The sequence below is a fragment of the Streptomyces sp. A5-4 genome, from assembly GCF_051131715.1.
Classification (GTDB): Bacteria; Actinomycetota; Actinomycetes; order Streptomycetales; family Streptomycetaceae; genus Streptomyces.
The window spans coordinates 4,118,908-4,143,996 of the sequence record NZ_CP178591.1; the positions used below are offsets into that span (position 1 = coordinate 4,118,908).

Consider the following 25,089-nt stretch of genomic DNA (forward strand, 5'->3'; position numbering starts at 1 on the left):
TGCCGGTGCCTCGCCGAGGCGGTTGCGCCCCGCGCCTGTTGCGGAACTCCTCCGTTTGTCGCCGACCTCCTCCAGTTCTGTCCGTGAACGGTAACCGGGCTGGCGCGCAAGGGTGTTCGTACGACTTGATGGGTGCACGGCATCGGCTTGATGGGTGCACGGCATCGGCGAAGACGGCAAAGGGGCGGGCGGACATGGCAAAGCACAAGGGAAGGGGATGGCACGGACGCCTTTTCGCGGCGGCGCTCGGGGTGACAGTGGTGGCCGCTGCCACCTCGGTGTGGACCGCACAGGCCGACATCACCGGAGGGCGGGAGCCGCAGGCGCGTGTCTCGGTGCCGGACGTCCGGCCCGTGGCGGTGGACATCGCGCACGCCTCGGACCGCGGCGCCCGGGGCGTCAACATCACCATCGACGACGGACCTGACCCGGTCTGGACGCCGCAGGTGTTGCAACTGCTGAAGGACAGCGGTGTGAAGGCCACGTTCTGCATGGTGGGTACGCAGGCCCAGGCACACCCGGACCTGGTCAAGGCGGTCGTGGCAGACGGACACCGGCTGTGCGACCACACCGTCTCGCACGACACCGCCATGGACACCCAGTCCGAGGCCTACCAGTCCAAGCAGATCCTGGATGCGGAACGCATGATCACCAAAGCGTCCGGCGGCGTCCGCCCGCAGTATTACCGGGCCCCGGGCGGTGCTTTCACTCCGTACAGCCGCCAGCTCGCCGCGTCCCGGGGGATGCGACCGCTGGGCTGGAACGTCGACACCAAAGACTTCGAGCGCCCCGGTGCGGCCGCCATGGTGGCCACCGTCAAGAGCGAGATCGCCAACGGGCCGACGGTCCTCTTCCACGACGCGGGTGGGGAACGCTCGCAGACCCTGGCCGCTCTGCGCGAGATCCTGCCCTGGCTGAAGCAGCAGGGGTACTCCTTCGGCTTCCCGGTGCGGTGAGCGGGGCGGTCAGGACCGTCCTTGGCGCATCAGCTCGCCGACGGAACCGCTGCCGTCGGTCGACTTCACACTCTGCACGGCTGGTGGGATCGGTGACGATCGGGCGCGCGGACAATGGGTCTGATTCCACTGCACTGACCTGCCACCCGCGCTGCTCCAAGCCGATGCGCACGACAGCGGCAATGTCCTCCATGCGATCGGGGTTCTCGGTCGCGACGTCGAGGTTCTGGCTGAGCCGGTCGACCAGGCCGTGCGCCTGGACCGCGTAGCCGCCGGTGAGCGCCCAGAGGGTATGCACCGCCTACGCCAAGCACGTCTGCAAGCAAGCGACGGTGCAGATCGGTGAGGTTCACGCTGCGGCCTGGGCGCTGTGAGCCAACTCGTCGAAGGAGCGTTCCCAGACTTCACGGACATCACGGCTGATTAGCGTGCGCAGTGTGGGCCACAAGCTGATGAGAAGGCCGTGATTGAGGTACTGGACCAGATCGTCGTGCTGGCCCTCGGCCAGGACGATGCGGTAGTAGCTCATCCGCAACCGGGGCTGGTCGCGTCGTTGCGAGCCGCTTCTCGGCTCGACCGACCCGCTTCTCCGAGGCCTCGCAGGCAGCGCCCGGGCGGTGTTGCGGGCGCAACAGGCTTGTCGACCGTAAGGGGCTGGACCCGGCTGTGGTCGCGGTGGAACCCCCGCTGAACCACGTTCCAGGCCGGCCATCCCTGTTGTGGGCAGATACAGGCCGTTCTGTTCCGAGTAAATCACCGGGCGGTTACGGAGGCCGAAGTGTCCCCAGCCGGGCCGACAACTCGTCTGCTGCGCAGGGCAATTACCGGACCATATGCCGATTGTGGCGTGCGTCACGTGCTGTGAGAGTGGGCGCCTCACGACAGGAACGAGGAGCCATGAGCACGGAGACCGGCGCGGGCGGCCGCAGGGCCGTCAGCGCGGATACGACCAGCACGCAGCCAGGCACGTCCGGCACACCCCAGGTCCAGCGGCTCAAGGCCAACTCCGTCGGCCTGGCCGGCGTCGTGTTCATGGCCGTGGCCACCGCTGCCCCCATCACCGCGATGACCGGCAACCTCCCCATAGCCGTCGGCTTCGGCAACGGCATCGGCGCCCCGGCCGGTTACCTCTTCGCGACCGTCGTGCTCACCATCTTCGCCGTCGGCTACGTGGCCATGGCCAAACGGATCACCGCCGCCGGCGCCTTCTACGGGTACATCTCGCACGGCCTCGGCCGGATCGCGGGCATGGCCTCCGGGATGCTCGCGGTCCTCGCGTACATCGTCTTCGAGGCATCGATCGTCGGCGTCTTCTCCTACTTCACCAAGACCACCGTCCACGATCAGCTCGGCATCGACCTGCCATGGATCGTCTACGCGGCCGCCATGCTGGCGATCACCGCCGCCCTCGCCCACTTCGACATCAACCTCACGGCCAAGGCCCTCGGCGTGATGCTCGTCGCCGAGATCGCCGTCCTCTTCGCCGTCGCAACCGCCGTGCTCATCGCGGGCGGCGGCCCGGACGGCATCCCGACCGAACCCCTCAACCCGAAGAACGCCTTCACCGGCACCTCCGCCGGACTCGGCCTCTTCTTCGCCTTCTGGTCCTGGGTCGGCTTCGAATCCACCGCCATGTACGGCGAGGAGTCCCGCGACCCGAAACGAGTCATCCCCAAGGCGACCCTGATCTCCGTCGTCGGCGTCGGCCTCTTCTACATCTACGTCTCCTGGATGACCATCGCCGGCAACGGCCTCACCAAGTCCGTGGAACTGTCCGCCTCCGCCAGCCCCCTCGACCTGTTCTTCGCGCCCACCCAGACTTTCATCGGCGCCTGGGCCGTCGACGCCTTCCAATGGCTGCTGCTCACCGGCTCCTTCGCCTGCGGCATGGCCTTCCACCAGTGCGCCGCCCGCTACCTGTACGCCATCGGCCGCGAGGGATTTCTGCACCCCGGACTCGGCCGCACCCACGCCAAGCACGGGTCCCCGTACGTCTCGTCCCTGGTCCAGACGGCCATCGCCACCGCCTTGGTCGCACTGTTCTGGCTGACGGGCCAGGACCCGTACATCCACCTCTACACGCTGCTCGCGATCCTCGGCACGATGGCGATCCTCATCGTCCAGACCCTGTGCTCGTTCGCCGTGATCGGCTACTTCCGCAAGAACCACCCCGAGGACCGGCACTGGTTCCGCACCTTCACGGCTCCGCTGATCGGCGGGATCGCCATGGCGGCCGTGGTCGTCCTGCTGCTGGTCAACATGAAGACCGCGGCCGGACTCGCCGCCGACTCGTTCTTCTTCACGCTGATCCCGTGGATCGTCGGGGTGGTGTTCTTCGGCGGGCTGGGACTCGGCCTGTGGCTGAAGTTCAAGGCCCCCGAGCGCTACGAGATCATCGGCCGCGTCGTCCTGGAAGACGCCGCCCAGCGCACCGACGCCCCCGCCCCCTCCGTCGCCACCATCTGAGAAGGAGCCACCGCCATGGCCCGTTCACCACTGATGCACGCGCTCCGGCAGCTCGCCGCCGAACACGCCGCCGCCCGCCGGCTCGACCTGCCCGTCGCCGAGGTCCGCGGCTCCACGCGCCGCCAACTCCTCGGCCGGGCCGCCGCCCTGGGCCTCGGTGCCCCCCTCGCCTCGTCGGCAGGCGCGACTGCCTACGCGGTCGAAGTCACCCCCGACAAGAAGCCTGTCGCCGCCGCCCGCGTGGCGATCGTCGGCGCCGGAATCTCTGGGCTGACCGCCGCCCTCACCCTCAAGGACGCCGGGGTGAACTGCACGCTCTACGAGGCCAACCCGAGCCGTGTCGGCGGCCGGATGTGGAGCCAGCGCTCACTGTGGGCGTACGGGCAGACCTCCGAGATCGGCGGCGAGCTGATCGACACCAGCCACAAGAAGATCCTGGAGCTGTGCCGTCGCTTCGGCCTGCCCACCGAGGACTTTCTCGGTGGCGGACCCAACGGAGCCGAGGAAGTCCTCTGGTTCAACGGCACCTACTACCCCCGCGTACAGGCCGACGAGGACTTCAAGGCCGTCTACCAGGCTCTGCGCCGTGACCTTCAGGAGGCGGGCGAGGTCTCCTGGAACTCGGCCACCCCTGCGGGGACCGCCCTCGACAACATGACCCTGTACCAGTGGATCGAGACCAGGATTCCCGGCGGTCACGGCTCGCAGCTCGGCCGTTTCATCGACGTCGCGTACAACGTCGAGTACGGCGCCGACACCGATCAGCAATCCGCGCTCGCGCTGGTTCTGCTGATGGGCTACCAGCCCAACCCCGGCAACTTCAACGTCTGGGGCCTGTCCAACGAGCGCTACCACATCACCGGCGGCAACGATCAGCTCCCGAACGCCATCGCCCAGGCCCTGCCCGCCGGCTCGATCGTGATGGGCCGAGAGCTGACCGCCGTACGCGTCGCCGCCGACGGCACGCAGACCCTGACATTCAACGACGCGGGCGCCACCCGGACCGTCGTCGCCGACCACACCATCCTGTGCCTGCCACTGCCGATCCTCCAGCGGATCGACCTCACCGGGGCCGGCTTCGACCCGCTGATGAAGAACCTGCTGCGCGACGCCCGGATGGGCTACTGCACCAAGCTCAACATGCAGTTCACCAGCCGCCCCTGGCGCGGCACCGGCACCTGGCCGGGGGTCTCCGCGGGAGACTGCTTCACCGACACCGACGTCCAGCAGACCTGGGACACCACCAAGGTCCAACCGGGCAACGCGGGCATCCTGCTCCAGTACGGCGGCGGCAGCCTGGCCGGCTCGCTCACTCCGGCAAGCCCCTTCGCCACCGATTCCGACCCCTACGTACGCGCACTCGCGGGCCGGATGCTCACGGGTATCGACGCCTTCTTCCCCGGCACGAAAGCCGCCTGGACCGGGCGCGCGCAACTCTCGGCCTGGCACCGCTACCCGTACTCCCTCGGCGCGTACTCGTACTGGCCGACCGGCTACCTTCACAAGTACGCCAAGTACGAGGGAACCGCACAGGGCCGTATCCACATCGGTGGCGAGCACTGCAGCTATGACTTCCAGGGCTTCATGGAAGGCGGCGCGACCGAGGGCGAACGGGCGGCAAGAGAGGTCATCACCGCCCTGACCTGACACAGGTCGTACCGGGTCAGGAGACGCAGGCGAAAGGCACACGGCTCGGCTCTCCAGGTGCCGCCCGGTGTCCAATCTGACGTGCCGTAAGGGCAGTTATGGCACGCAAATGGCACGGCGACCCAGAAAGGTCTAGACGACAAACAAGCCCCAGGCCTCTGACCTGGGGCTTTCATATGGAGCGGGTGACGGGAATCGAACCCGCACTCTGAGCTTGGGAAGCTCATGTTCTACCACTAAACTACACCCGCGCGGCAGCCCGTTGACCGGTGCTGCACCATCGCACACTCTACCCCATCCCGGCCTTCCGGTGCATTCACCGCAGGGCGGCTCCGGGTGTCCACCGGGTGTGCGGGGGAGTGGGGTGTGGGCGTAGCGTGCGGGTCGGAGTGCCGCTTGTTGTGGCGTCCTGTTCATCCCCTAATGTGGCTTTCTTGGCCACGTTTTTTGGGAAGGGACTTGAGGACTTGATGGAGCCCACCGTCGTCCGCTGTGCCGAAGGGCACGTGTTCAGCACCACATCGTTTCCGCTGCAGCAGCTCGGCGCGGGGCGGATCGGCCCAGGACGGCTCATCCGATGTCCGCGCTGCGCGCGGCTGAGGCATGCCGTGCCCGTGGGGTCCGAGCAGCGGTAGCGCTGCGTGTGGGAGGCGCGCGGGGGCTGTCCGATTGGGGCGGGCCCGTGCGCCCCGCGTATCCTCGGTGCGTGCTTCTCTCAGACAAGGACATCCGGGCCGAGATCGATGCCGGACGCGTACGGATTGATCCTTACGACGCATCGATGGTGCAGCCCTCCAGCATCGATGTGCGCCTCGACCGCTACTTCCGGGTGTTCGAGAACCACCGCTACCCCCACATCGACCCTGCCGTGGAGCAGACCGACCTGACCCGGCAGGTCGAGCCCGAGGGCGACGAGGCGTTCATCCTGCACCCGGGTGAGTTCGTCCTCGCGTCGACGTACGAAATGATCACGCTGCCCGACGACCTGGCCTCGCGCCTGGAGGGCAAGAGCTCGCTCGGGCGGCTGGGGCTCGTGACGCATTCGACCGCGGGGTTCATCGACCCGGGGTTCTCCGGTCACGTCACCCTGGAGCTCTCGAATGTGGCGACTCTGCCGATCAAGCTGTGGCCCGGGATGAAGATCGGGCAGCTCTGCATGTTCCAGCTGAGTTCGGCCGCCGAGTTCCCGTACGGCTCCGAGCGGTACGGGTCGCGTTACCAGGGGCAGCGCGGGCCGACGGCCTCGCGGTCCTTCCTCAATTTTCATCGGACACAGGTGTGATACCGGGTATGAGTGACGCAGACGTACGAGAGAACCTTACGTACGACCGGTTCGGGATCGCGGTGCGCGAGCTCGCGCAGACCATCGCCGACGACGGGTACGAGCCCGACATCGTGCTCAGCATCGCCCGCGGCGGGGTTTTCGTCGCCGGTGGGCTCGCGTACGCGCTGGACGTGAAGAACATCCACCTCGTGAACGTGGAGTTCTACACCGGCGTCGGGACCACGCTGGAGATGCCCGTCATGCTGGCCCCCATGCCGAACGTGATCGACTTCAGCAACAAGAAGGTGCTGATCGCCGACGACGTCGCCGACACCGGCAAGACGCTGAAGCTCGTGCACGACTTCTGTCTCGACCATGTCGCCGAGGTCCGCAGCGCGGTCGTCTACGAGAAGGCGCACTCGCTGGTGAAGTGCGAGTACGTGTGGAAGCGCACCGACGAGTGGATCAACTTCCCCTGGTCTGTGTTGCCTCCATGCCGTAAGTCTGGCACACCCGTCACGCCATCGCGCGAAGCTCTCTGAAACTCGGCTGACCTGGCATTTCCGCACGCGATGCTGCCCCGCACGGTGTATCGGGCGGGGCAGCGCCGTGGGCGTAATCGGGGCTAGCGGTCGGCCCGTAGATCGTTGACGAAGGCTGCCCATGATGCGGCGGGGAAGATCAGGGCGGGGCCTTCGGGGGCCTTGCTGTCTCGCACGGGGACGATGCCGGTGAAGTCGTCCGCCACTTCGACACAAGCGCCGCCGTTCCCGTCGCTGTAGGTCGACTTACGCCACCGTGCGCGGGAAAGGTCGGGGGTGGTGCTCATCTGGTGTACTCCTCCGTCACCGATTCAAGCAGGGTTAGGGACGCTTCCGGCGACAGTGCGGAGGCCCTGGCCAGATCGTAGGACAACATGCAGGCATCTAGCGTCTCCTGCTTGTCCATGACTTGCCCTCCGTGTGGGCCCTCGATGTAGGCGAGCGGGGGAGTGTCTGCGAAGCGCATGATGATGAGCTGCCCTGACAGCAGAGGGTGGGCGCCAGCGCTGTACGGCAGAACCTGCACGACTGCGCGGCGTGCCCGGATCACGTCGCTGACGTGCGACAGCTGGCCGCGCATGACCTTGGGCCCTCCGATGGGACGGCGCAACGCCGCCTCGTCCAAGATGACCAGGAGCTTCGGCCCGGTGGGGTTGTGGAGGGTATCGGCCCGCTTGATACGAGCGGCCACCAACTCTGCTATCTCTTCGTTCGTACGGAAGGGGCCGGATGCGCGCGTGATTTCCTCCGCGTATTCCTGTGTCTGGATCAAGCCGGGGATCAGTGCGGCTCCGTACCAGTCGATGCGCTGCGCGGTCGGTTCAAGAGCGGCGACGGCTGCGAAGTAGTCGGCTAGCTGCGACTCCTCCTCTGTGCGCTCGGCCATGCGGTACACCCTGACCAGGTGTCCGTCTGCGCTCAAGGCGTCGTCCAGTCGCTGTACGAATTCGAGATCGTTAGGCGTTCGGAACGCTGTCTCAAGGTGGCTGATGTACTGCGGCGATACGAAGACGAGCTTCCCCAGTGGCCCCTGTTTCAGCCCTGCGGCCTCGCGTAGCCGACGCAGCTCCGACCCGAAGAACTTCCTCGGATTGGCTGTCCCGTCCAGGTCTCTTTCGTTCGGGTGTGCCACCGCGCAACGCCCTTCTTCATACGGCGAGTTGTATGAACGTCTGCCCTGTTCAGAGTACCGCCGCCAGGGTCAGGGTGTGAGTAGGTAACTACTGAGAGCGCACGAGCGGAAGGCGGCGGCGATCATGGCGGACTATGTGGCCCGAGTAGGTGGAACAGCTGACGACGTAGCGGACATGGCCGCTCTGGTAGAGGCCGGTGGTTTCTGGCGGATGGCCCCGGAGCAGGTACCCCGGACCTACGCGGAGCCGTTCAGGAGGTGGCTCGCATGATCGCTGGAGAGCCCTCAGACCCCCCGTACGTCCCGAGGGAAGGGGAGTTGACCACGGACGCGCGGACGGGACGTGTGGGGACCGTGACGGGGTGGGACGGAGCCCTGCTCACTCTCAAGGCTCCCGATGGTGACGAGTGGCAGACGGCATCATTCCGTCGTCCGACCAGCTGTGAGCGCCTGGTGCCCCGCGTCGCTGAGGCCAACCGGGACAGTCGATGGGGGCTGGGGCTGGGGCGGCTGTGAGCGTTCGTGAGGTGCACGCCTATGCCGAATGGCGGCTCGGTGCGGACAACCGGGAAGGCGTGCCGGTCGCGATCTTCCAAATCATGTGCATGACGTGCCACGACATGTCGGCTGCTGCCGACAACGACGGTTCTCCGCAGCAGACTTGGGCGCTTGATCACACTGGCAGCAACCCGCATCACCGGGGATTCAAGCTGATGACTGAGACCTACTGGCGGGTGGAACCCGGCCGGGGCAACCCGTATCAGGAGGTTGAATCGTGAGGCGTTTAGCGGCCTACGTGTGCCGGTTCGCCGGCCCTCTGCTGATCATCGCTATCAGCGGCTCGTGCGGCTTCGTGATCGGCGCGACGCTCGCGCACCCATAAGCCCCCGCTCTGGTCGCGGGAGCCCCCAGGAAGACCCCGTTACCCGGCGGGGTGGGGCTCACCCGGTTCCCCCGCCGCGTGGCCAGAGCGGGCACAGAGGCCCCCGTTCCGGCTGGCGAACCCTGGACAGGTCGAGTGCCGGAGCGGGGGCCTCCTCCATGCCCACTGATTCACCGCGGCTTACTCGTCGAGGTAGAGCAGCGCTGTGATCGTCTTCTTGCACACGTCGCAGTGCATCGGTGCTTCGATGCTGGCCAGGTCGCATTCGATGGACGTGATGCGGTCCACGACCCCGGTTTCGGCCTCGCCCTGCCAGGCTTCATGCCACCGTGCGGTGTTGTCCTGGAGCCGCGACACGTAGCCGTGCGTCATCTCGTAGAACGCCCGGACGCCGTGCTCCTTCATGTAGCCCCAGTTGAATTCGAGGCTGCGGAGCACGACGGGGAACGGGTGGAGAGCTTGAGTTCGGCCCCACGTCTCCAGCACGTCCTGAACGTCCAGCCTGGTGGCTCGCTCGTTCAGGACGTCCCACATGCCGGATGCGTCATAGTCGCTGAGTACCTGGTCGAGGATGCCCGCGCAGCGACGAAGGTTCGCCTTCTTCGCGTCGAACACGTGAGAGACCTCGGCGTGCGTCTCGTCGGTGGGTTCCTTGCGTGCCTTGCTGATGGCGCGGGTCAGTTCCGTGCTGAGGGCTGCCTCGTCACAGAGTGAGTCCCCGAAGCTGAGCCAGGGGTCCGGAAACCCCTGTTCGGCCGTGATCTGGAAAATGCGATCGCCTTGCGTTCCCATCCGTTCCTCCTCGGAACTAGTCGGCAGCGGAACGGGTCCGCTGCGCGTCAACTGGATGGTGCGCACCGCCGGAAGAGGTCTTCGGCGGCCTCATCGAACGGGACCTGGACCTGTTCGCCGCTGTCCATGTCCCGCAGCGTGACCGTACCGGCTTCGCGTTCCGTTGCGCCGTAGATCACGCAAAAACGGGCCCCCTGGTCGCTGGCCCACTTCATCTGTTTGGCGAACTTCCCACTTGACCCGAGATAGACACCTGTGCGAACTCCGGCACGGCGGATTTGGGCCGCCAATCCGAAGCTGTCGGCGGCCTGCTCCTCACCCATGACCGTGACGGCCACGTCGATCTGCGCGTACGGGGCTTCCTCCGCCTGTGAGAGCAAGGGCAGGATGCGTTCGATGCCCAGCGATCCGCCGCAGGCAGGGGAGTCCTTGCCTCCCAGACGCCCGATAAGGCTGTCGTACCGACCTCCGGATGCGATCGACCCGGGCACGCCGGGGGCGACTACCTCGAAGATGATGCCGGTGTAGTAGTCGAGTCCGCGCACGAGGTTTGGCGTGAAACCGATCCGCTCGGACGGGATCGTGTCCTTGGTCAGTTCCAGTAGTTGGTCCACCTCGGCCAAGCCAGCCTGACCGGTTTCGCTGGACTTCAGCCGGGCCCGGACACGCTCGACGGCATCGGGTGCGGTGAGATCGTCGACCAAGCCCTGAGCCATCTCCTGTGACAGGCGGCGACTGGCTACCAGCTCTCCTACAACGGCTTCCGGAGAGAGCTTGTCGAGCTTGTCGAGCGTGATCAGGGCACCGGAACCGAGCTCGTCCGGAACCTCGTACGCCTCTAGCAGGCCGAACAGGGCGTGCCGGGAGTTCACCAGAAAGCGGAACTCCGGCACGCCGAGTGCGTCGAGCGCGTCGTGCAGCGCCAGGACCACCTCGGCGTCGGACAGAGGTGAGGATGAGCCCACGATGTCCAGGTCGCACTGGACGAATTCGCGGAACCGCCCCTTGCCCGGCCGGTCCGCTCGCCATACCGGGGCGATGGCGTAGCGCTTGTACGGCGAGGGGAGCTGACTGCCGTAGGCCGCTGCCGCGCGGGCCAAGGGAACGGTGAGGTCGTAGCGCAAGGCGAGATCAGCCTCTCCTGTGGCTTCGTGCTCGCCACGCCGGAGAATCTTGAAGATCAGCTTGTCGCCCTCGTCTCCGTACTTGCCGGTGAGCACGTCCAGCCGCTCGAATGCTGGGGTCTGGAGCGGCTGGAAGCCGTAGAGGGCGAACACGGTGCGGATGGTCGCGAAAGCGCGCTCGCGCCTTTCGTACTCGGCGGCGAGGAAGTCGCGGGTCCCGGATGCGGGGTCGAACTGCTTCAAGGAGGCCATGCGGGCCATATTCCCGGACGCCAGTGGTCGAGGGCAAAACCCTTCGAGTGGTGTCTCGTCCGCATCCTCGATGCCGCACTCGACCGCGCGGCCGGCTGGAGCGGGCTTTGGCCGGTGTCCTGTTCGGGCTGGGGTCGGGCGTGGACAGGGGGCCATACGCTTCCCGGCAACCTGGGCAGGCTTCGTCCCTGCCCTGACGGGCACCCCCACCCGTCAGCCACGACGCTCCCGCGCTGTGAAGATTGCCCGTCACGTGGCCCACCCGCGCCACGGCGGACCTGTGCCACCCTGCTTGCTTTTGGCTTGGGCAGATGGAGAGAGCGACGTCACGGGGCCCGAGGGCTCTCGGCCGGTCAACTCCTTTGTTGGCGCTGCGTGTCGGATCGCTCGGTCCGTCGTTAATGCTGGTGCGTGCACAACGCCTGCCCGGCGCGCTTTCCCTCGGAGGTCGGGTGGACAACTGACGGCCCCGAATACTGCGCTTTGCCTGCCCGGCCGCGTGGTGTTCGGGGCTTTCGGCTGCCTGAGGCCACCGCGGATTCTGCTTGGTGCTGGCCACCTGAACTGTGCGCCTGGTCGTGGAGCCTGCGTAGGTCGCTGTCGTGGGCTGGGGCCTGGTGGTGCCTGCTGCGGGATGGTCGGCTTTGCTTCCTGGGCTCTGTCGGATCGCTCCTCTGGCCTTGCGCGCTGAGTGGACGGGGCCGCCGGAGCGGTGGCGGAGACATGGAGCGTCGGCGGCCTTGGGCCGCCAGCGCGCGCGGCCCGCGTAGCGGGCCGCCTTGATCCAGTAAAGAAACTCTGAACAGCTCTGCTGCCGCTCCGTCCTGGCCCGGTGCTGCGGAGCATTCCGGCGCTGCCTCCTCGCGCCTGCCGCCCAATTCCCGTATGGGCTGATCTATGCAGGATTACGCCGTTCTGTCTCGCGGATCGTCGGAAATTATCCACAGGTCCGCCATTGCAAGATCGTCCTCATGGGTCAGGCGGAGTTTTCCCCGGCGCGGCAGGTGTGCGCTCGAATCGGCTCCGGCCCGAGATGGGACAGGGGAGTTGGGCTGCGCGACCGCCTCTTGGGTGCCTGCGGATCGGGCTTCGCCGTGGCTCGGAAGTTGTCCACAGGGGGAGGTGTCCGCCTCGGGTGACCTGATGACTCCGGCGCTGACACAGAAAGGCCCCGAATGTGATCTACAGCACAAGTGTCACACCCTGGCGAATTCCGACACCTGTAGCAGATGAATCCCCTGCTGTGTTCAGTGCCGGGGGTGGCGGGGCGTATGTGACGTGCCGTCAGAAAAAAGAATCGGGCCGATGTCTGAATCGGCCTCCGAAATGAGCTTGGTCCTGGTGAGAGGCGAAAATCGGAGGGGGTGTGATGGGCGTCACAAAGGTTGCGGGGGGTGCGGTGTCACATCCGGGCCTTTCTCGCCCCCCTTTCCTGGGTGGGCGGAAAACTCGGCCTGCCGTTCGGGTGCTGGTGGAGGCCCTAGCGCACGATCGCCGGTTAGCCAAACCGGCGTTTCTCCAGACCATGGAAAGACCGGGAGGTGAGGGAGTGGAGCGGTTCGTGTGGCGGGATGCGTGGGCGGTTGGTTTCACCGCTGGGCGGGAGGGTCGGAAGCCTCGTCCCGTCAGGCGGGATGGGCCGTTGTCCGGGCTCGGGTGGTCCGTGAGGCTGCGGAAAGGCCGTACGTGCCGGGTGGCGCGGGGTGGCTTGCGCGGCTGGGGTGCGGCTTGCCCGGCGGGGCCTGCGGGGCTTGCCCGGCGGGGGTGTCCGGTCTGCCGGATGAGATGGGCAAGCCCTCGGAGCGACGTGGGCAAGCGCTGGGCAATACCCGGCGTGCTTGATGGATGAAGACGAAGTGCGGCACGACATGAACGGGGAAGTCATGAACAGGCAGGAAGCCGCGGCGGTAGAGGATGCGCTGACGGCGCTGTGTGCCGAAGTGGCCGGGCTGTATGAGCTGTTCGCTGCGACGAGAGCGGGCGGTGTTACTTCTGGTGCTCGGTCGAGTCGTCGGGCAGGTGCGCTTGCCGCTCACTCAGAACGAGTTCCTTCAGCGCGGCAACCTGCTCGGTGAGTGCCTTTATCCCGGCCATCAGCACGTTGTACTCCTCGCTGCGCAGGGGGCCCGGTGCGGGGTCGAACTCATCGGCCCCCGCCGTGCCGGCCTCTTCGTCGTCCGGGGCGGCTGTCTTCACGAAGCTGCCCCGGCCCTGCACCGAGTAGATGTGCCCTTCGCTTTTCAGCAGCCGTAGGGCGTTCTGCACGGTGGAGCTGGCGATGCCGTAGCGCTCTTGCAGGGTCCGCGACGAAGGCAGCTTGTCGCCGGGCTTGAGGCGGCCGGACGTGATCTCTTCCCGGAGGAGTTCGGCGGCCTGGAGGTATGGGGGCCGGTCGTCGGCCTCAAAGTCCAGTGTCATGCCCGCAGGATACGGGCGCACCCGCTACGTGGCGACACACTCGCGCCACCTGGTCGCCCCCTGTAGTGCATCACTCCATGACTCAACTGTTGCGCAACACGCACTGATGTGGCACGGTTGTGATCCGGGCCGAACAAGCGGTCCGGACGAAGTAAGGAAGTAACACCCATGGCGCGTATTCGCGTTGGCCTGCTGGAGTCCACGTCGTTCATGGTCGGCACGCTGCCGATCCCGAAGTACGCCGATCAGGAGAAGACGCAGTTCGCTCTCGACCGTGAGACGAACCAGCGGCTCTTCACGGTGACGGTGTTCCTGATGGAGGAGGACCGGGCGGAGGCCATGAAGATCACCGTTGCGGCGGACGGCCTGCCGGACGGTCTCAAGCCGGGTCTGCCGGTGCGGCCCGTCGAGCTGTTCGCCACCCCGTGGGCCCGGATCTTTAACGGCTCCCTGTCGGACGGCATCGCCTACCGGGCGGCGTCCCTGGAACTCCTGATCCCGGCTGCGGCCGAGGCTGCCAAGAAGCCTTCCGCGTGAACGGCCCCGGCGGGTCGCATGTCTGTCTCGATCCGCAGTACTGCATGACGACCTGTCGGGCCTACCCGGTGCCCCGTGTGGGCCCGGACTCCCGGTTCACCGAATGCGCGGTGAACGCCGTGGCCGCCGTACTCGTCGGCCACGGCTACCCGCCGGTGACCAACATCTGGGACTGGTCTGACCTCGAAATGGCCCTGGCGGCCTTCCTCTACGAACCCAAGGAAAACGAATGACCGTGCAGGAATTGAACGGCTACGCCCCCCTGGTGGTGGTAGCGGCCCTGACCCTCATCGCCGTCTGGGCGGTGGTCTGGATCGTCCGCTACGCGATGGCGGACCCGATGATGCGGGCCAGTATCCGCCAAGCTGTGCGAGTGCGCCGGACCTGGAAGCGCCTCGCCCCGATGGCCGGTCTGTCGGTCACCGACAAGACCCCGACCGCGCTGGCGGCGTTCTCCACCGCTGAGGGCAAGACGCCGAAACCACGGGTACTGATCCCGGCCCTGAAGGTGCAGCCGGACCGGTTCGGGATCGTGGCGCGGGCCAACTGCCTGCCCAAGGTGAGCCTGGAGGAGTTCCAGAAGGCCGCCCCCTACCTGGCGGACGCGTGGCGCTGTGAGCGGGTTTCGGTGCTCCCGGACGGCCCCGGACAGGTCATCATCCGGGGCGTGCGCGTGGACCCGCTCACCACCCGGACCGAACACGTTCCCACTGGCGCGGTGCCGAAGAAGGCTGCCGTATGGGATCTCGGGGTGGACGAGTACGCCCAGCCCGTGGCGGTGGACCTCTCCCAGGTACCGGGCGTGACCGTGGCCGGCCTTCCGGGTTACGGCAAAACCTCCCTCATCAACCGCCTGATCTGCGACTGGGCGCCTTCGCCCGCCGTGCAGTTCGTCGGCTTCGACGGCAAGGTGTCCAAGGCGCACGAGGGGGACTACGCGGACCTGGTCAAGCGCATGTTCGCCTTCGTCGGGGACGACCTCGAAGAAGCCAACGGGGAGTTGAACCGCTTGGTGGAGCTGCGCCGGGCCCGCTCGTCCTCGATCCGCAGCGTGCTGGGCGTCAAGAGCATGTGGGAGGTCGGCCCGTCCGAGAAGTGGCCGCTGGTGGTGGCGGTCATGGACGAAGTCCACACCTACTTCCGCGACTACAAGGGCAACGACCCCAAGACCAAGAAGCTCGCGGCGCTGGCGGCGGAGAACGCCCGGCTCGTGGAAGACCTGGTAAAGAAGGGCCGGTCGGTGGGCATCCTCGTCATCCTGGCCACCCAGAAGTCCACCGGTGACGCCATCCCCACCTTCATCCGCGACGTGTGCCCCATCGGCTTGTCCTTCGCGCAGAAGACCGCTGAGGCCGCTGTGGCCGCGCTGGGGGAGGACATCCGCAACTGGGACGACGCCAACCCGATCAACCTCCAGAACCCCGCCTATGTCGGCGTCGCCTCGATGAGTCACCAGTCACGCCCCGGCTTCACCCGCATCAGGACCCCCTACGTCGCGGACGCGGACGCTGCCCGCATTGCGGAGGACACCGCCCATCTCACCCGCAACCCCATGGATCTCCTTATCGCCCACACGGGCCTCAGTCTGTCCAAGGCCGACGACGTGTCCGTCCTCTTCGGAGACGAACCCAACGCGGCCTGACCCCAACACCCGTGCACGCACAAGTCACTTGAAGGGAGGTGAACACTCATGAAAGAGGACCGGATCACTCAGCGCACGGTGACCGTGGTCATGGTCGTTATCGCCGCCCTGGCGTTCGTCTTCTCCTTCGGCAACGTCTGGGCCCTGGCCCTACGCCTCGGCGTCCCCGGCCCCATCGCACCGCTGATCGCCCCGATGGTCGACCTGTCGGTAGTCGGCCTCCTGGTCGCCCTGCGCTACCTCTCCCTGCGCGGCGTCCCGTCCGAGGAGATGAAAGCGGCCACCCGGCTGATGCACGTCTCCGGGCTGCTGACCCTGGCCCTCAACATCGCGGAGCCCATCGCCGCCGGACACTACGGACGCGCCGCCGTGGACGCCGTCGCCCCACTCCTCCTCCTCGGCTGGGGCACCGTCGGCCCCGGCCTCCTGCGCCACTTCCACACCGTGGCCACCGCCAACACAGCACCCGCCCCAGCCCCGGCCCCGGTCGAGACGGCTCCCGACTCGGCCCCTGCCCCGACCCCCGCCGTGAAGGACGCGCCGGTACCCGTAACCGTCCCGGCTCCCGCCCCGGCCGCGCCGATTGCTGCCGCACCTGCGGTGAAGGTCCCTGAGCCGCTTCTCGACGAAGCCCGCTCCATCGCCGCCTCCCACCACACGGAGCACGGCGAGAACATCACCGCCGCCCAGCTCAAGCGGCGCCTCGGCGTCGGCCTCCCCATGGCCAACGCCCTGCACACCGCTCTGTCGGCCTGACCCCCGGCCGGCACTCCCCACACGTCCCATCACCCCTGCCCGACCGGGCCCGATCCGCCATGCCTCCGGGCAGCAACCGGCCTTTTCGCCAAAGCCGGTTGCTGCCCGGAGGCCCACCCACCCTCATCCCCCCGAAAGGACCCCGCAAGATGGCCCGCCGCCTCGACCTGCGCCACGTGATCAGCCCTGCCGTGCGGGACCTGGTGGAGCTGGCCGACCTCACCGACTTCGACCGCGTCACCGAACAGGTCCGCAACCTGCGCGGCTGCACCCGCCCCGTCAACCTCGTCGGCTGGACCGCCACCACCGACCAGACGGCCAAGACTGTTCTGCGCTCCTACTCCACTGCCGATGAACCCACCGGGCGGCTCCTGACCGCGTGCGGCAACCGCCGCTCCTCACGCTGCCCGGCCTGCTCCCGCCTCTACGCCGCCGACACCTACCACCTGATCAAAGCCGGACTCTCCGGCGGCAAAACCGTCCCCGCAACCGTCCGCACCCACCCCCGCGTCTTCGCCACCCTCACCGCCCCCTCCTTCGGCCCCGTCCACAACCGCCCCACCGGCCGAGGCGACCACCCGCGCTGCCGCTGTGGCACCCATCACGCCGAAGATGCCGCCGTGTTGGGGATGCCATTGAAGCCGAAGGAGTACGACTACACCGGGGCGGTGCTCTGGAACGCCCATGCCGGGGCGCTGTGGGCCCGCTTCACCACCTACCTCCGCCGCGAACTCGCCGCCCACCTGCGCATGACCCAGAAGGCCCTGAACGCGGCGCTGCGGATCTCCTTCGCCAAGGTTGCCGAGTACCAGAATCGCGGGCTGGTTCACTTCCACGCCGTGATCCGCCTCGACGGTCCCGACGGCAGCAGCCAGTCCCCGCCGGACTGGGCCACCGTCGAAGCACTGACGCACGCGATCAAGAAGACGGCGCAGAAGACCTTCCTCACCGTCGCCTCCGATGCCGTCGGCGAACGCAAGATTCGGTGGGGCGCAAGGATCGACGTCCGCGAGATCACCGCCTTCGGTGACGGCGACCTCTCAGACCAGAAAGTCGCGGCCTACGTCGCCAAGTACGCCACCAAGAGCGCGGAGGGCTCCGGCACCGTTGACCGCTCCCTGGTCTGCCACCCCTGCGGCGGACGCGGCTACCTGCGCGGCCCCGACACTTTCCGCGATCTGTGCACCGACTGCGACGGTACCGGGCAGGCCGAACCGCTCAAAGATCTCCCGGTTCGGCAGCACGTACGGCAGATGATCCGCACCGCGTGGGCGCTGGGCCACCTGCCGGAATTCGCGGAACTCAAGCTCTGGAAGTGGGCCCACATGCTCGGCTTCCGCGGCCACTTCTCCACCAAATCCCGCGCCTACTCCACCACCCTCGGCGCACTGCGCGACGTCCGCCGCACCTGGCGCACTGCCCAAGCCGAGCAATCCCGCGCCCGTGCCGGCCTCCCCGCCCCGGACGAAAACACCGTCCTGGTCACCGAATCCTCCTGGCAATACCTCACCTCCGGCTACCGACCAGGCGAAGAACTCCTCGCCGCTCAAATCCGCCACGACATCGCTCAAGCCCGCGACCAAACCGAACGCGCCAAGACAGAAGGAGAGGTCTGGCAGTGACGACCGTGATCGCACCCGTCCGGGAGAGGCTGAGCGGCAACATCGATGGTGGGGCACGGAACCACGTCACACCCGATGAGACAACCGAGGCGGCGTGGTTGCGTCGGCACCTCGCCGGTGCCCCCGAACGCGACGAAGAGTGGATACGCCGCGCCCTGGGGTCTATCAGGATTCAGGTGTGGTTCGTCTGTTTGGCCTACAGGTTTTTCGGTGGGCTGTTCGGTCTACACCCGTCCGGCGGTGAGGCGGCCGTCGAAGAGGACGTCGAACTCGTTCAACGCCGACTTCCAGCGGTTGTTCCAGCGCTGGCGGCCGCGGCCGGTGGGGTCCAGGGCGAGGGTGGCGAGGTAGAGGCGCTTGAGGGCGGCGGTCTCGTTGGGGAAGTGTCCGCAGGCCTGGGCCGCGCGCCGGTAGCGGGCGTTGAGGGACTCGATCGCGTTGGTGGTGTAGACGACCTGCCGGATGGCGTCGGGAAGGCCGAGGAAGGGCACGAACTCGCTCCAGGCCCGCTCCCAGGTCCCGGCGATCGAGGGGTAGCGCTTGCCCCACTTGTCGTCGAAGTCCGTCAGCCGTGTCCGGGCCTCGTCCTCGTTGACGGCGGTGTAGACGGGCTTGAGGTCGCGGGCGACTTCGGCCCAGTCGCGGCGCGAGGCATAACGCAGGCTGGCACGCAGGAGGTGCACCACGCAGGTCTGGACCACGGTCTGGGGCCAGACTGCGTTCACTGCGTCAGGCAGGGCGCTGAGCCCGTCGCAGACCAGCATCAGCACGTCACGGACGCCTCTGTTCTTGATCTCGGTCAGCACCGTCTGCCAGTATTTGGCGCCCTCGCCGCCGTCCCCGGCCCACAGCCCGAGGATCTCGCGATAGCCGTCGGCGGTGACCGCGACGGCCACGTAGATGGGCCGGTTGGCGACAGAGCCGTCCCGGATCTTCACGTGCACGGCGTCGATGAAGATGACCGGGTAGACCGAGTCCAGCGGCCTCGTGCGCCACTCTGCCATCGATTCCAGGGCCTTGTCGGTGATCGTGGAGATGGTCTCCTTTGTCGTCGTCATCCCGTACGTCTGGGCGAGATGGGAGACGATTTCACCGGAGGTCAGTCCCTTCGCGGTCAGCGAGAGCACCAGGTCGTCCAACGCCCCGGTGCGGCGGGCGTACTTGGGCAGCATCCGGGGCTGGAAGGTACCCAGCCGGTCTCTGGGGACCTGCACCGTGACAGCACCGACCTCCGTCATCACCTTCTTGGCCCGGTACCCGTTACGGGTGTTGCCACCCGAGCGCGACCCGCGTCCACCGACCCGGCCGGCCTCCACGGCCAGATGCTCGTCCATCTCGGCTTCCAGAGCGGACTGCATCAGGTGCTGGGCCAGCTCCGGCAACAGGCCGCCCTCGCCCATCAGCCGCAGTCCCTCTCCGCGGACCTTCTCGGCCGCGAGCGCGGCCAGCTCCTCCAGCAGCTCGCTGGACAGACCGTTGTGCGATACCGGCATCGACTTCACGTCGGCACCCTGAGCGCCATCGCCGACCTCGGCAAGCGACACGCCGTCGACGCCCTCGATCAGGTGATCAGTCGTCGTACTCATCAGGCTCACTCCTTCGGGGAGACCCACACCTGATTCATGACACTCCCCACTCCCCTGCTGCTTCAAGGCAGGAGCTAGTGCTGCTCCGCGCAAGTTCGTGGAGGGGTGTTCAGGTGTCGAGGTAGAGGTGGCAGGCGCAGTCGAGGGCTTCTTCGGGTGAGCCTGCGGGGAGGCCGCTGGGCAGGATGTTGTCTTCGTAGCCGTCTCGGCTGGCGAGGTAGAGGGCGAAGCCCCACGTGTGCAGGACGCCGGTGAAGCGCAGGCGGCACAGTGGCAGGCACTCGCCGTCCGTCAACTCACCCTCCACGTAGGCGAATCCGGCCCGGTAACGGACCTTCACTCCGGCGAGCTGGGGCCAGCGGTTGCGGGCGTGGTCGTTCAGGCGCTGACGCAGGGAGTGCTGCATCGATTCCGGCGGGTTCTTCGGCACGGGACCCATCCTGCACGCCCTTCCCCGCGATGCGCCATGATCACCGGCAGATCGCAGGGGAGGCGAGGGGATCGGTGCTGGTAGCGGAGGCAGTCGCAATCGTGCTGGACGACGACGAAGGGGTACGGGATCGGCTGGTGCGGGCGGCGTCGTCGGTGACAGCACAGGTGCGTCAGGCCCTGCGGGCGCGGATCGTGCTCGCCGCGGCGGACGGGCTGACCAACGGGAGCATCGCCCGTGAGCTGGGGATTTCGGTGAACACGGTCCGTAAATGGCGGGGCCGGTTCGCGGCGGGCGGACTTCAGGGCCTGCTGGACGCGCAACGTTCGGGGCGCCCTCGTACCTACGGGAGCGAGGTGCGGGTCGCGATCGTGGCAGCGGCCACCAGTGCCCCGCCTCATCCGGAGTCGACCTGGTCACACCGCACGATCGCCGCCCAGGTGGCGGGCACCGTGTTCGCGAAGATATCCGCCTCTCAAACCGGCCGGATTCTGGCTGACCTGGACCTCAAGCCGCACCGGGTGCGTGGCTGGCTCACCCGCCGTGACAGCCCCGACTTCTGGGAGCGGGTCGCCGATGTGTGCAGCCTCTACCGCAATCCGCCCGAGGGAGCGGTGGTTCTGTCCATCGACGAGAAGACCGCGATCGCCGCCCGCTCCCGCAGGCACCCCGGCGTCCCGGCCGCACCGGGCCGGGATGTCCGCGAGGAGTTCGAATACCGCCGGCACGGCACCGCCTCCATAGTGGCGGCCATGGACATACGCACCGGCGAGGTGCTGAGCGAGCCGATCGTCCGGAACAACGCGGTCACCTTCACCGCCTTCCTTGCCCGGCTCGATGCGGTCATCGAGCCCGGAAAGGAGATCCACGTGGTGCTGGACAACGGCTCCTCCCACACCGCCAAACACACCCGGAAGTGGTTCCAAGCTCATCCGCGCTGGCGCGTGCACTTCACCCCGCCGCACGCATCCTGGCTCAACCAGGTGGAACTGTTCTTCTCCGCCCTGACCCGCCGGGTCCTGCGGCACGGCGACTTCTCCAGCCGCGACGACCTGATCGACAAGATGGACCACTACGTCATCGCGCACAACGAGAAGGCCAAGCCCTACCGCTGGACCTACGACGGCACCCCGCTCAAGACCTCCTGATCAACACCCCTCCACGAACTTGCGCGGAGCAGCACTAGTGCCGGATCAGGCAACGTTTGCCCTGTCGACGACGGCGCGTAGGCGTTGGTCGTCGGCGTGACGGTTTCGCCAGATGATGTAGCGGCGGATCATGCTGCCCTGTTCTTTGTGGTCGGCGTGGTCCGTGCCGTCGAGGGTGAAGTAGCGCAGGGCCGTGAACTGGGCCTCAATGCGGTTGAGCCAGGAGCTGTTGGTCGGGGTGTAGGCCATCTCGACGTTGTGCGCCGCAGCCCAGGTGCCGACCCGCTGGCACTTCTTCGTGGTCAGATGCGGGGAGAAGTTGTCACTGACGATCGCGATCCGGACCTCTCGCGGGTAGAGCGTGCGCAGGTAGCGGCAGAACTCCAGGAACTGCGTCCGCCGCTTGACCGGCTTGATGTGGCCGTAGAGCTTGTCCTTGGTCAGGTCCAGGGCGGCGAACAGGTGCCGCACGCCGCCGTAGCGGTTGTAGGTCGCCCGGCGCCGCCGGCGGGGCTCACGGTCGGGATCCTTGTGCTTGCCTCCGCGTTCGGCCCACTGTCGGCCCGGGTGCGGCATCAGATTGAGGGGCCGAACTCGTCCATGCAGAAGATGACTTCGGGTTCGCCGTCCTCGGGTATGACCTCGCCGTCGGCGATCGCATAGAGGTGCTCGACGCGGGCCTTCTTGGCCGCGTAATCCGGATCACGCGAGGTCTTCCAGGTCTTCAGGCGTTGAAAAGAGACGCCTTCCTCGCGGAGCAGAATGCGCAGGCCCTCGTGGCTGATGTCGTCGACCACCCCCTCCGCGACCAGGAAATCCGCCAGCTTGGTCAGACTCCAGGTCGAGAACGGCAGGTCATGCTCGGTGGGCTTGGACTTGGCGATTTTCTTGATCTCGCGGCGTTCAGGCAGAGTGAACGTCTTCGGCCGACCACCGGAGTACTTCGGATACAGCGAGTCGAAGCCGTCGGTGTTGAAGTTGTGGATCACGTCCCGGACGCGGTCGTCGCTGGTGAACGACACCTCTGCGATCCTCGCCACCGGCATGCCCTGCGCGGACAGCAGCACCATCTGGGCCCGCCGCCAGGTCACCACCGACCCGGTGCCCCTGCGGATGATCCGCAGCAGCCGCCGCCCCTCGTCATCATCGATCTCACGGACCTGCACTCGTATCGCCACCCGAACAGGGTGACCGTCACACGCCTCCCGGCACAGCACCCGGACGGCGCGTCACATCACAACAGGGCAAACGTTGCCTGGTCCGGCACTGGACGCAAAGGAGCCCCGGCCGAAACCGACCGGGGCTCCCTGCGTGATCAACGCCAAATCGGATCGATCAAGTCAGGATCGAACTTGCGCTTGCCCCGGCCTGCGGGGTGAATGAGCACGGCTGTGATGCTGTGCAGGACGATCTCACGTTGCCGCTCGATGGGCAGCGCGAAGAATTCATCCATGGTCAAGTCGGCCGTGTTTCCCTTGGCCTCCGCCTGCTTCTGCTCCTTGTAGAAGCGGGCGCGCTCCAACTTCAACGCGTCGCGCTCTCGCTCCTTGCCGGGGAGCAACTGCAACAGTGAGGACACCGTGATCGTCTTGGCCCTCTCAGCCTCGATGAGCTGGACGATATCGGTGAGAGTGCCCTCCAACTCCTGTTCCCTGGGCCACCGGGCATCTGTGGGCACGACTGACGTAGCGGCCTTCTCCCGCTGCTCGGCGAGGGCGAGTCGCGCAATGAGCCTGTCAACGGGCTCGCCGACCCGGCCGATCTTGCCGCATCCACCATTGACCTGAGAGCACTGGTAGGTGTACTTCGTGGCCTTGGAACCGGGTTTCCAGAGCCGGTTGATCTGCCCCCGGATCTTGCTCTTGCACAACCCGCACCGTGCGATTCCTGAGAGTAGGTACTTGCGCGCAAGCGTGTCGCCCTCCCGTCGGCCTTGCTTGCGCTCGGCGACGGCTGCGGAAACGGCCTCCCACTCCTCGACCGTGTTGATGGGGTCCCACTCACCCTTGACCGGCTGTCCGTCGTCGCCGAGCAGGATCTCACCGTGATACGTGCGGTAGCCGCACAGGCGGGGACTGGTGAGGATGTGCTCGATGTGGTGGTGAGCCATTCGCTTGGTGCCCTCGCGCGGGTTGCCGATGCCCTGGGCGTGCCAGCGTTGCCGAATCGTGCCGATGCGTACCCCGGCCAGTACTTCCTTCTGGGACTCGCGGATGTGGGCGGCTGCGACGGGGTCGATCCTGTTTCGGTCGTCCTTCTGCCAGCCATAAGGCGCCGGGCCTCCGTTCGCCTTGCCCTGCTGAGCCAACTCCAGGTGCTTGCGCTTGATCCGGCGTGACGTGTCGTGGGACGACTTGTTCGCGAACGCCACCATGATCCGCGCCATGGTCCGTCCGTCCGCGCTGCCGAGGTTCACGTCGTTGGTGACGGTCGCGAACTCCAGCCGTGGACGTTCGTCAAAGATCTCGATCAGCCGTTCCAGGTCGCGCGGCTGTCGTGCCAGCCGGTCAAGGTCGTACGACACGACGCCATCGATCAGCCCGGCTCGTAGATCCTTCAGCATGAGCTCGAACTCGTCGCGGACCACGTGGCGCTTGAACGCTGACACGTCGTTGTCCTCGTAGACCTTCACCGGCTGCCAGGTGCGCAGATCCGCGAGCCGCTCGCAGTCTGTGCGCTGGCGGCCAACGCCGAGTGCCTCCCCCTCGTCATCTCGTGAGATGCGGGTGTAGATCCCTACTTTGCGTGCCATGATCGGGGGCTCCCCTGCCTGCGACCTGGTGTTTCGGTATCGGGCAAGACTACTACCCTCATTGACTTCATTTGCCTTGGAGCGTGCAGAAGCCCGTCGTGCGGCGCAGCGGGCAGGTTCTGGACGCCTGAGGCGCGGCGAATCACCGACGCATGACAGGAGGGCCCCGGCGCGGACTGCGCGCCGGGGCCCTCCTGTCTCGTCAACGGTTTCGTCAGATCGTGCCCAGCTTGATCAGTGACAGCAGCGCGATCAGCTGGATCGCCGACGCGCCCAGCGCCTTCGGCCACGGCAGGTCGTGCGACTTGCTCACCATCGAGGTGAACAGGGCGCCCGCCGCGACCCAGGTGGCCCAACCGAGCACCTGCACCAGGGCGTTCTCGCCGCCGAGGAACATCGCGAAGAGCAGCCTCGGCGCGTCCGTGATCGACATGATCAGCATCGACAGGCCGATGGTCGGCTGCCAGGAGCCGGTGCCGCCGAGCTGGCGGGCGAGGGTATGGGTGACCGCGCCCAGGACCAGCCCGCAGATGATGAAGGCGACGCCGGTCGACAGCACGATCGGGATGGCGTTGGACAGCGTCGCGTTGATGACGTCTTCGCGTGCGGTGTCGAAGCCGAAGACCGCGAGCAGTCCGTAGATGAACGTCACGACCAGCGCGGGTCCCCACACGGGGTAGTCGCGCATCTGCATGAACGTCGCCCCCGGGCGCATCACGATGCCGCTCAGCAACTGCTTCCAGCGCAGCCGAGGGCCCGCAGGCGGCGCGTTGGTATGGGTGTCGCCGCCCCGGTAGGTGCTGCCGTCGCCGTAGGGGTCCTCGTTGACGCTGAACGCCTGGGTATGGCCCGGGTTGTTGTTGGCGTACGGGTCACCCCCCTGGCCGCCGTGCGGGGGCGGCGCCTGCCGGCCGCCCTGGTACGGGTCGCCGAAGTATTCGGGCTCGTCCTGCTGCCCGCCGTACTGCGGTGCCTGCGGCCACTGCTGCTGGCCGTACGGCTGCTGCGGCGGCGGTGCCGCCTGCTGCTGCCCGTACGGCTGTTGCTGCTGCCGCTGCGGTTGTTGTCGCGGGGTGCGGTTGTCCCGGCCGCGTCCGATCCTGAATCCAGCCACGTAATCGAACGTACCTGGTCCTGAGG

Annotated in this window: 22 protein-coding genes, 1 tRNA gene and 2 pseudogenes; 12 read left to right on the top strand and 13 right to left on the bottom strand. The window is 67.1% G+C overall.

What is annotated here, in order from left to right:
• Positions 1-194 precede the first annotated feature (194 nt).
• Positions 195-956 carry a polysaccharide deacetylase family protein gene (locus ACLLJJ_RS18975; RefSeq protein WP_434592888.1) on the top strand — a complete coding sequence of 254 codons (762 nt, stop codon included), beginning with the start codon at positions 195-197 and terminating at the stop codon, positions 954-956.
• 58 nt (positions 957-1,014) lie between these two features.
• Here the strand turns inward: ACLLJJ_RS18975 and ACLLJJ_RS18980 are convergent.
• Together ACLLJJ_RS18980 and ACLLJJ_RS18985 are read right to left on the bottom strand one after the other, a co-directional pair.
• Positions 1,015-1,309, bottom strand: a pseudogene (locus ACLLJJ_RS18980) (hypothetical protein); the annotation flags it as partial.
• On the bottom strand, positions 1,306-1,668 hold the full coding sequence (locus ACLLJJ_RS18985; protein WP_434592890.1) for a hypothetical protein: 363 nt from the start codon (positions 1,666-1,668) through the stop codon (positions 1,306-1,308). The pseudogene ACLLJJ_RS18980 and the gene ACLLJJ_RS18985, both read right to left, overlap by 4 nt.
• A 185-nt stretch (positions 1,669-1,853) precedes the next feature.
• Here ACLLJJ_RS18985 and ACLLJJ_RS18990 point away from each other — a divergent pair, with 185 nt between their 5' ends.
• Positions 1,854-3,422, top strand: coding sequence for an APC family permease (locus tag ACLLJJ_RS18990; RefSeq protein WP_434592893.1), 1,569 nt, complete (start codon positions 1,854-1,856; stop codon positions 3,420-3,422).
• A 15-nt stretch (positions 3,423-3,437) separates the two neighbouring features.
• A complete protein-coding gene (locus ACLLJJ_RS18995) occupies positions 3,438-5,069 on the top strand; it encodes a flavin monoamine oxidase family protein (RefSeq protein ID WP_434592896.1) in 1,632 nt (543 codons plus the stop codon).
• Positions 5,070-5,246: 177 nt separating this feature from the next.
• Here the strand turns inward: ACLLJJ_RS18995 and ACLLJJ_RS19000 are convergent.
• Positions 5,247-5,320 (bottom strand) — tRNA-Gly (locus ACLLJJ_RS19000).
• A 455-nt stretch (positions 5,321-5,775) separates the two neighbouring features.
• Between ACLLJJ_RS19000 and dcd the strand changes: the two genes are divergently transcribed.
• Together dcd and ACLLJJ_RS19010 are read left to right on the top strand one after the other, a co-directional pair.
• Positions 5,776-6,351, top strand: a complete 576-nt coding sequence (dcd, locus tag ACLLJJ_RS19005) for a dCTP deaminase (protein WP_434592898.1) — start codon at positions 5,776-5,778, stop codon at positions 6,349-6,351.
• An 8-nt stretch (positions 6,352-6,359) separates the two neighbouring features.
• Positions 6,360-6,875 carry a phosphoribosyltransferase gene (locus ACLLJJ_RS19010; RefSeq protein ID WP_434592901.1) on the top strand — a complete coding sequence of 172 codons (516 nt, stop codon included), beginning with the start codon at positions 6,360-6,362 and terminating at the stop codon, positions 6,873-6,875.
• A gap of 83 nt (positions 6,876-6,958) precedes the next feature.
• On the opposite strand, the gene ACLLJJ_RS19015 is transcribed toward ACLLJJ_RS19010, so the two are convergent.
• The gene (locus ACLLJJ_RS19015; protein WP_434592903.1) at positions 6,959-7,162 is read right to left on the bottom strand and encodes a DUF397 domain-containing protein; all 204 of its coding nucleotides are present in this window, start codon (positions 7,160-7,162) and stop codon (positions 6,959-6,961) included.
• On the bottom strand, positions 7,159-8,007 hold the full coding sequence (locus tag ACLLJJ_RS19020) for a helix-turn-helix domain-containing protein (protein ID WP_434592906.1): 849 nt from the start codon (positions 8,005-8,007) through the stop codon (positions 7,159-7,161). The genes ACLLJJ_RS19015 and ACLLJJ_RS19020 overlap by 4 nt, the downstream gene beginning before the upstream one ends.
• A 512-nt stretch (positions 8,008-8,519) precedes the next feature.
• Between ACLLJJ_RS19020 and ACLLJJ_RS19025 the strand changes: the two genes are divergently transcribed.
• Entirely contained in the window at positions 8,520-8,786 is a 267-nt protein-coding gene (locus tag ACLLJJ_RS19025) for a hypothetical protein (RefSeq protein ID WP_434592908.1), read from the top strand.
• A 284-nt stretch (positions 8,787-9,070) separates the two neighbouring features.
• On the opposite strand, the gene ACLLJJ_RS19030 is transcribed toward ACLLJJ_RS19025, so the two are convergent.
• From ACLLJJ_RS19030 to ACLLJJ_RS19040, 3 genes are all read right to left on the bottom strand, one after another.
• A complete protein-coding gene (locus ACLLJJ_RS19030; protein WP_434592910.1) occupies positions 9,071-9,682 on the bottom strand; it encodes a hypothetical protein in 612 nt (203 codons plus the stop codon).
• A 47-nt stretch (positions 9,683-9,729) separates the two neighbouring features.
• Positions 9,730-11,058: a histidine--tRNA ligase gene (hisS, locus tag ACLLJJ_RS19035; protein WP_434592913.1), complete on the bottom strand. Its 1,329-nt coding sequence runs from the start codon at positions 11,056-11,058 to the stop codon at positions 9,730-9,732.
• Positions 11,059-13,044: 1,986 nt separating this feature from the next.
• A complete protein-coding gene (locus ACLLJJ_RS19040; RefSeq protein WP_434592916.1) occupies positions 13,045-13,476 on the bottom strand; it encodes a GntR family transcriptional regulator in 432 nt (143 codons plus the stop codon).
• A gap of 168 nt (positions 13,477-13,644) precedes the next feature.
• Between ACLLJJ_RS19040 and ACLLJJ_RS19045 the strand changes: the two genes are divergently transcribed.
• The 5 genes from ACLLJJ_RS19045 (at position 13,645) to ACLLJJ_RS19065 (ending at position 18,033) form a co-directional block, all read left to right on the top strand.
• The gene (locus ACLLJJ_RS19045) at positions 13,645-14,013 is read left to right on the top strand and encodes a hypothetical protein (RefSeq protein ID WP_434592919.1); all 369 of its coding nucleotides are present in this window, start codon (positions 13,645-13,647) and stop codon (positions 14,011-14,013) included.
• A gap of 44 nt (positions 14,014-14,057) precedes the next feature.
• Positions 14,058-14,246: a hypothetical protein gene (locus tag ACLLJJ_RS19050; protein WP_434592921.1), complete on the top strand. Its 189-nt coding sequence runs from the start codon at positions 14,058-14,060 to the stop codon at positions 14,244-14,246.
• Positions 14,243-15,655, top strand: a complete 1,413-nt coding sequence (locus tag ACLLJJ_RS19055) for an FtsK/SpoIIIE domain-containing protein (protein ID WP_434592923.1) — start codon at positions 14,243-14,245, stop codon at positions 15,653-15,655. The genes ACLLJJ_RS19050 and ACLLJJ_RS19055 overlap by 4 nt, the downstream gene beginning before the upstream one ends.
• Positions 15,656-15,703: 48 nt before the next feature.
• Positions 15,704-16,411, top strand: a complete 708-nt coding sequence (locus ACLLJJ_RS19060; RefSeq protein ID WP_434592925.1) for a DUF2637 domain-containing protein — start codon at positions 15,704-15,706, stop codon at positions 16,409-16,411.
• A 149-nt stretch (positions 16,412-16,560) separates the two neighbouring features.
• Positions 16,561-18,033 carry a replication initiator gene (locus ACLLJJ_RS19065; protein ID WP_434592926.1) on the top strand — a complete coding sequence of 491 codons (1,473 nt, stop codon included), beginning with the start codon at positions 16,561-16,563 and terminating at the stop codon, positions 18,031-18,033.
• A gap of 224 nt (positions 18,034-18,257) precedes the next feature.
• On the opposite strand, the gene ACLLJJ_RS19070 is transcribed toward ACLLJJ_RS19065, so the two are convergent.
• A complete protein-coding gene (locus tag ACLLJJ_RS19070; RefSeq protein ID WP_434600457.1) occupies positions 18,258-19,526 on the bottom strand; it encodes an IS256 family transposase in 1,269 nt (422 codons plus the stop codon).
• Positions 19,527-19,728: 202 nt separating this feature from the next.
• A complete protein-coding gene (locus ACLLJJ_RS19075) occupies positions 19,729-20,049 on the bottom strand; it encodes a hypothetical protein (RefSeq protein WP_434592928.1) in 321 nt (106 codons plus the stop codon).
• A gap of 101 nt (positions 20,050-20,150) precedes the next feature.
• On the opposite strand from ACLLJJ_RS19075, the gene ACLLJJ_RS19080 reads away from it, so the two are divergent.
• Positions 20,151-21,197 (top strand): IS630 family transposase, encoded by a 1,047-nt coding sequence (locus tag ACLLJJ_RS19080; protein WP_434592930.1) that lies wholly within the window; start codon positions 20,151-20,153, stop codon positions 21,195-21,197.
• A gap of 45 nt (positions 21,198-21,242) precedes the next feature.
• Here the strand turns inward: ACLLJJ_RS19080 and ACLLJJ_RS19085 are convergent.
• From ACLLJJ_RS19085 to ACLLJJ_RS19095, 3 genes and pseudogenes are all read right to left on the bottom strand, one after another.
• Positions 21,243-22,375: pseudogene (locus ACLLJJ_RS19085) on the bottom strand (IS630 family transposase).
• Positions 22,376-22,512: 137 nt separating this feature from the next.
• Complete coding sequence (locus ACLLJJ_RS19090; RefSeq protein WP_434592933.1) at positions 22,513-23,949, bottom strand: recombinase family protein; 1,437 nt, start codon at positions 23,947-23,949, stop codon at positions 22,513-22,515.
• 214 nt (positions 23,950-24,163) lie between these two features.
• Positions 24,164-25,063 carry a Yip1 family protein gene (locus ACLLJJ_RS19095; RefSeq protein WP_434592935.1) on the bottom strand — a complete coding sequence of 300 codons (900 nt, stop codon included), beginning with the start codon at positions 25,061-25,063 and terminating at the stop codon, positions 24,164-24,166.
• Positions 25,064-25,089 lie beyond the last annotated feature (26 nt).

What these genes read in the sequence shown, in the direction of transcription:
- ACLLJJ_RS18985 (WP_434592890.1), bottom strand. Translation starts at nt 1,668, where the DNA reads ATGGCCGGCCTGGAACGTGGTTCAGCGGGGGTTCCACCGCGACCACAG.
- ACLLJJ_RS19065 (WP_434592926.1), top strand. Translation starts at nt 16,561, where the DNA reads ATGGCCCGCCGCCTCGACCTGCGCCACGTGATCAGCCCTGCCGTGCGG.
- ACLLJJ_RS18990 (WP_434592893.1), top strand. Translation starts at nt 1,854, where the DNA reads ATGAGCACGGAGACCGGCGCGGGCGGCCGCAGGGCCGTCAGCGCGGAT.
- ACLLJJ_RS19070 (WP_434600457.1), bottom strand. Translation starts at nt 19,526, where the DNA reads ATGCCGGTATCGCACAACGGTCTGTCCAGCGAGCTGCTGGAGGAGCTG.
- ACLLJJ_RS19050 (WP_434592921.1), top strand. Translation starts at nt 14,058, where the DNA reads ATGACGACCTGTCGGGCCTACCCGGTGCCCCGTGTGGGCCCGGACTCC.
- ACLLJJ_RS19010 (WP_434592901.1), top strand. Translation starts at nt 6,360, where the DNA reads ATGAGTGACGCAGACGTACGAGAGAACCTTACGTACGACCGGTTCGGG.
- ACLLJJ_RS19030 (WP_434592910.1), bottom strand. Translation starts at nt 9,682, where the DNA reads ATGGGAACGCAAGGCGATCGCATTTTCCAGATCACGGCCGAACAGGGG.
- hisS (WP_434592913.1), bottom strand. Translation starts at nt 11,058, where the DNA reads ATGGCCTCCTTGAAGCAGTTCGACCCCGCATCCGGGACCCGCGACTTC.
- ACLLJJ_RS19015 (WP_434592903.1), bottom strand. Translation starts at nt 7,162, where the DNA reads ATGAGCACCACCCCCGACCTTTCCCGCGCACGGTGGCGTAAGTCGACC.
- ACLLJJ_RS19090 (WP_434592933.1), bottom strand. Translation starts at nt 23,949, where the DNA reads ATGGCACGCAAAGTAGGGATCTACACCCGCATCTCACGAGATGACGAG.
- ACLLJJ_RS19060 (WP_434592925.1), top strand. Translation starts at nt 15,704, where the DNA reads ATGAAAGAGGACCGGATCACTCAGCGCACGGTGACCGTGGTCATGGTC.
- ACLLJJ_RS18975 (WP_434592888.1), top strand. Translation starts at nt 195, where the DNA reads ATGGCAAAGCACAAGGGAAGGGGATGGCACGGACGCCTTTTCGCGGCG.
- ACLLJJ_RS19045 (WP_434592919.1), top strand. Translation starts at nt 13,645, where the DNA reads ATGGCGCGTATTCGCGTTGGCCTGCTGGAGTCCACGTCGTTCATGGTC.
- ACLLJJ_RS19055 (WP_434592923.1), top strand. Translation starts at nt 14,243, where the DNA reads ATGACCGTGCAGGAATTGAACGGCTACGCCCCCCTGGTGGTGGTAGCG.
- ACLLJJ_RS18995 (WP_434592896.1), top strand. Translation starts at nt 3,438, where the DNA reads ATGGCCCGTTCACCACTGATGCACGCGCTCCGGCAGCTCGCCGCCGAA.
- ACLLJJ_RS19040 (WP_434592916.1), bottom strand. Translation starts at nt 13,476, where the DNA reads ATGACACTGGACTTTGAGGCCGACGACCGGCCCCCATACCTCCAGGCC.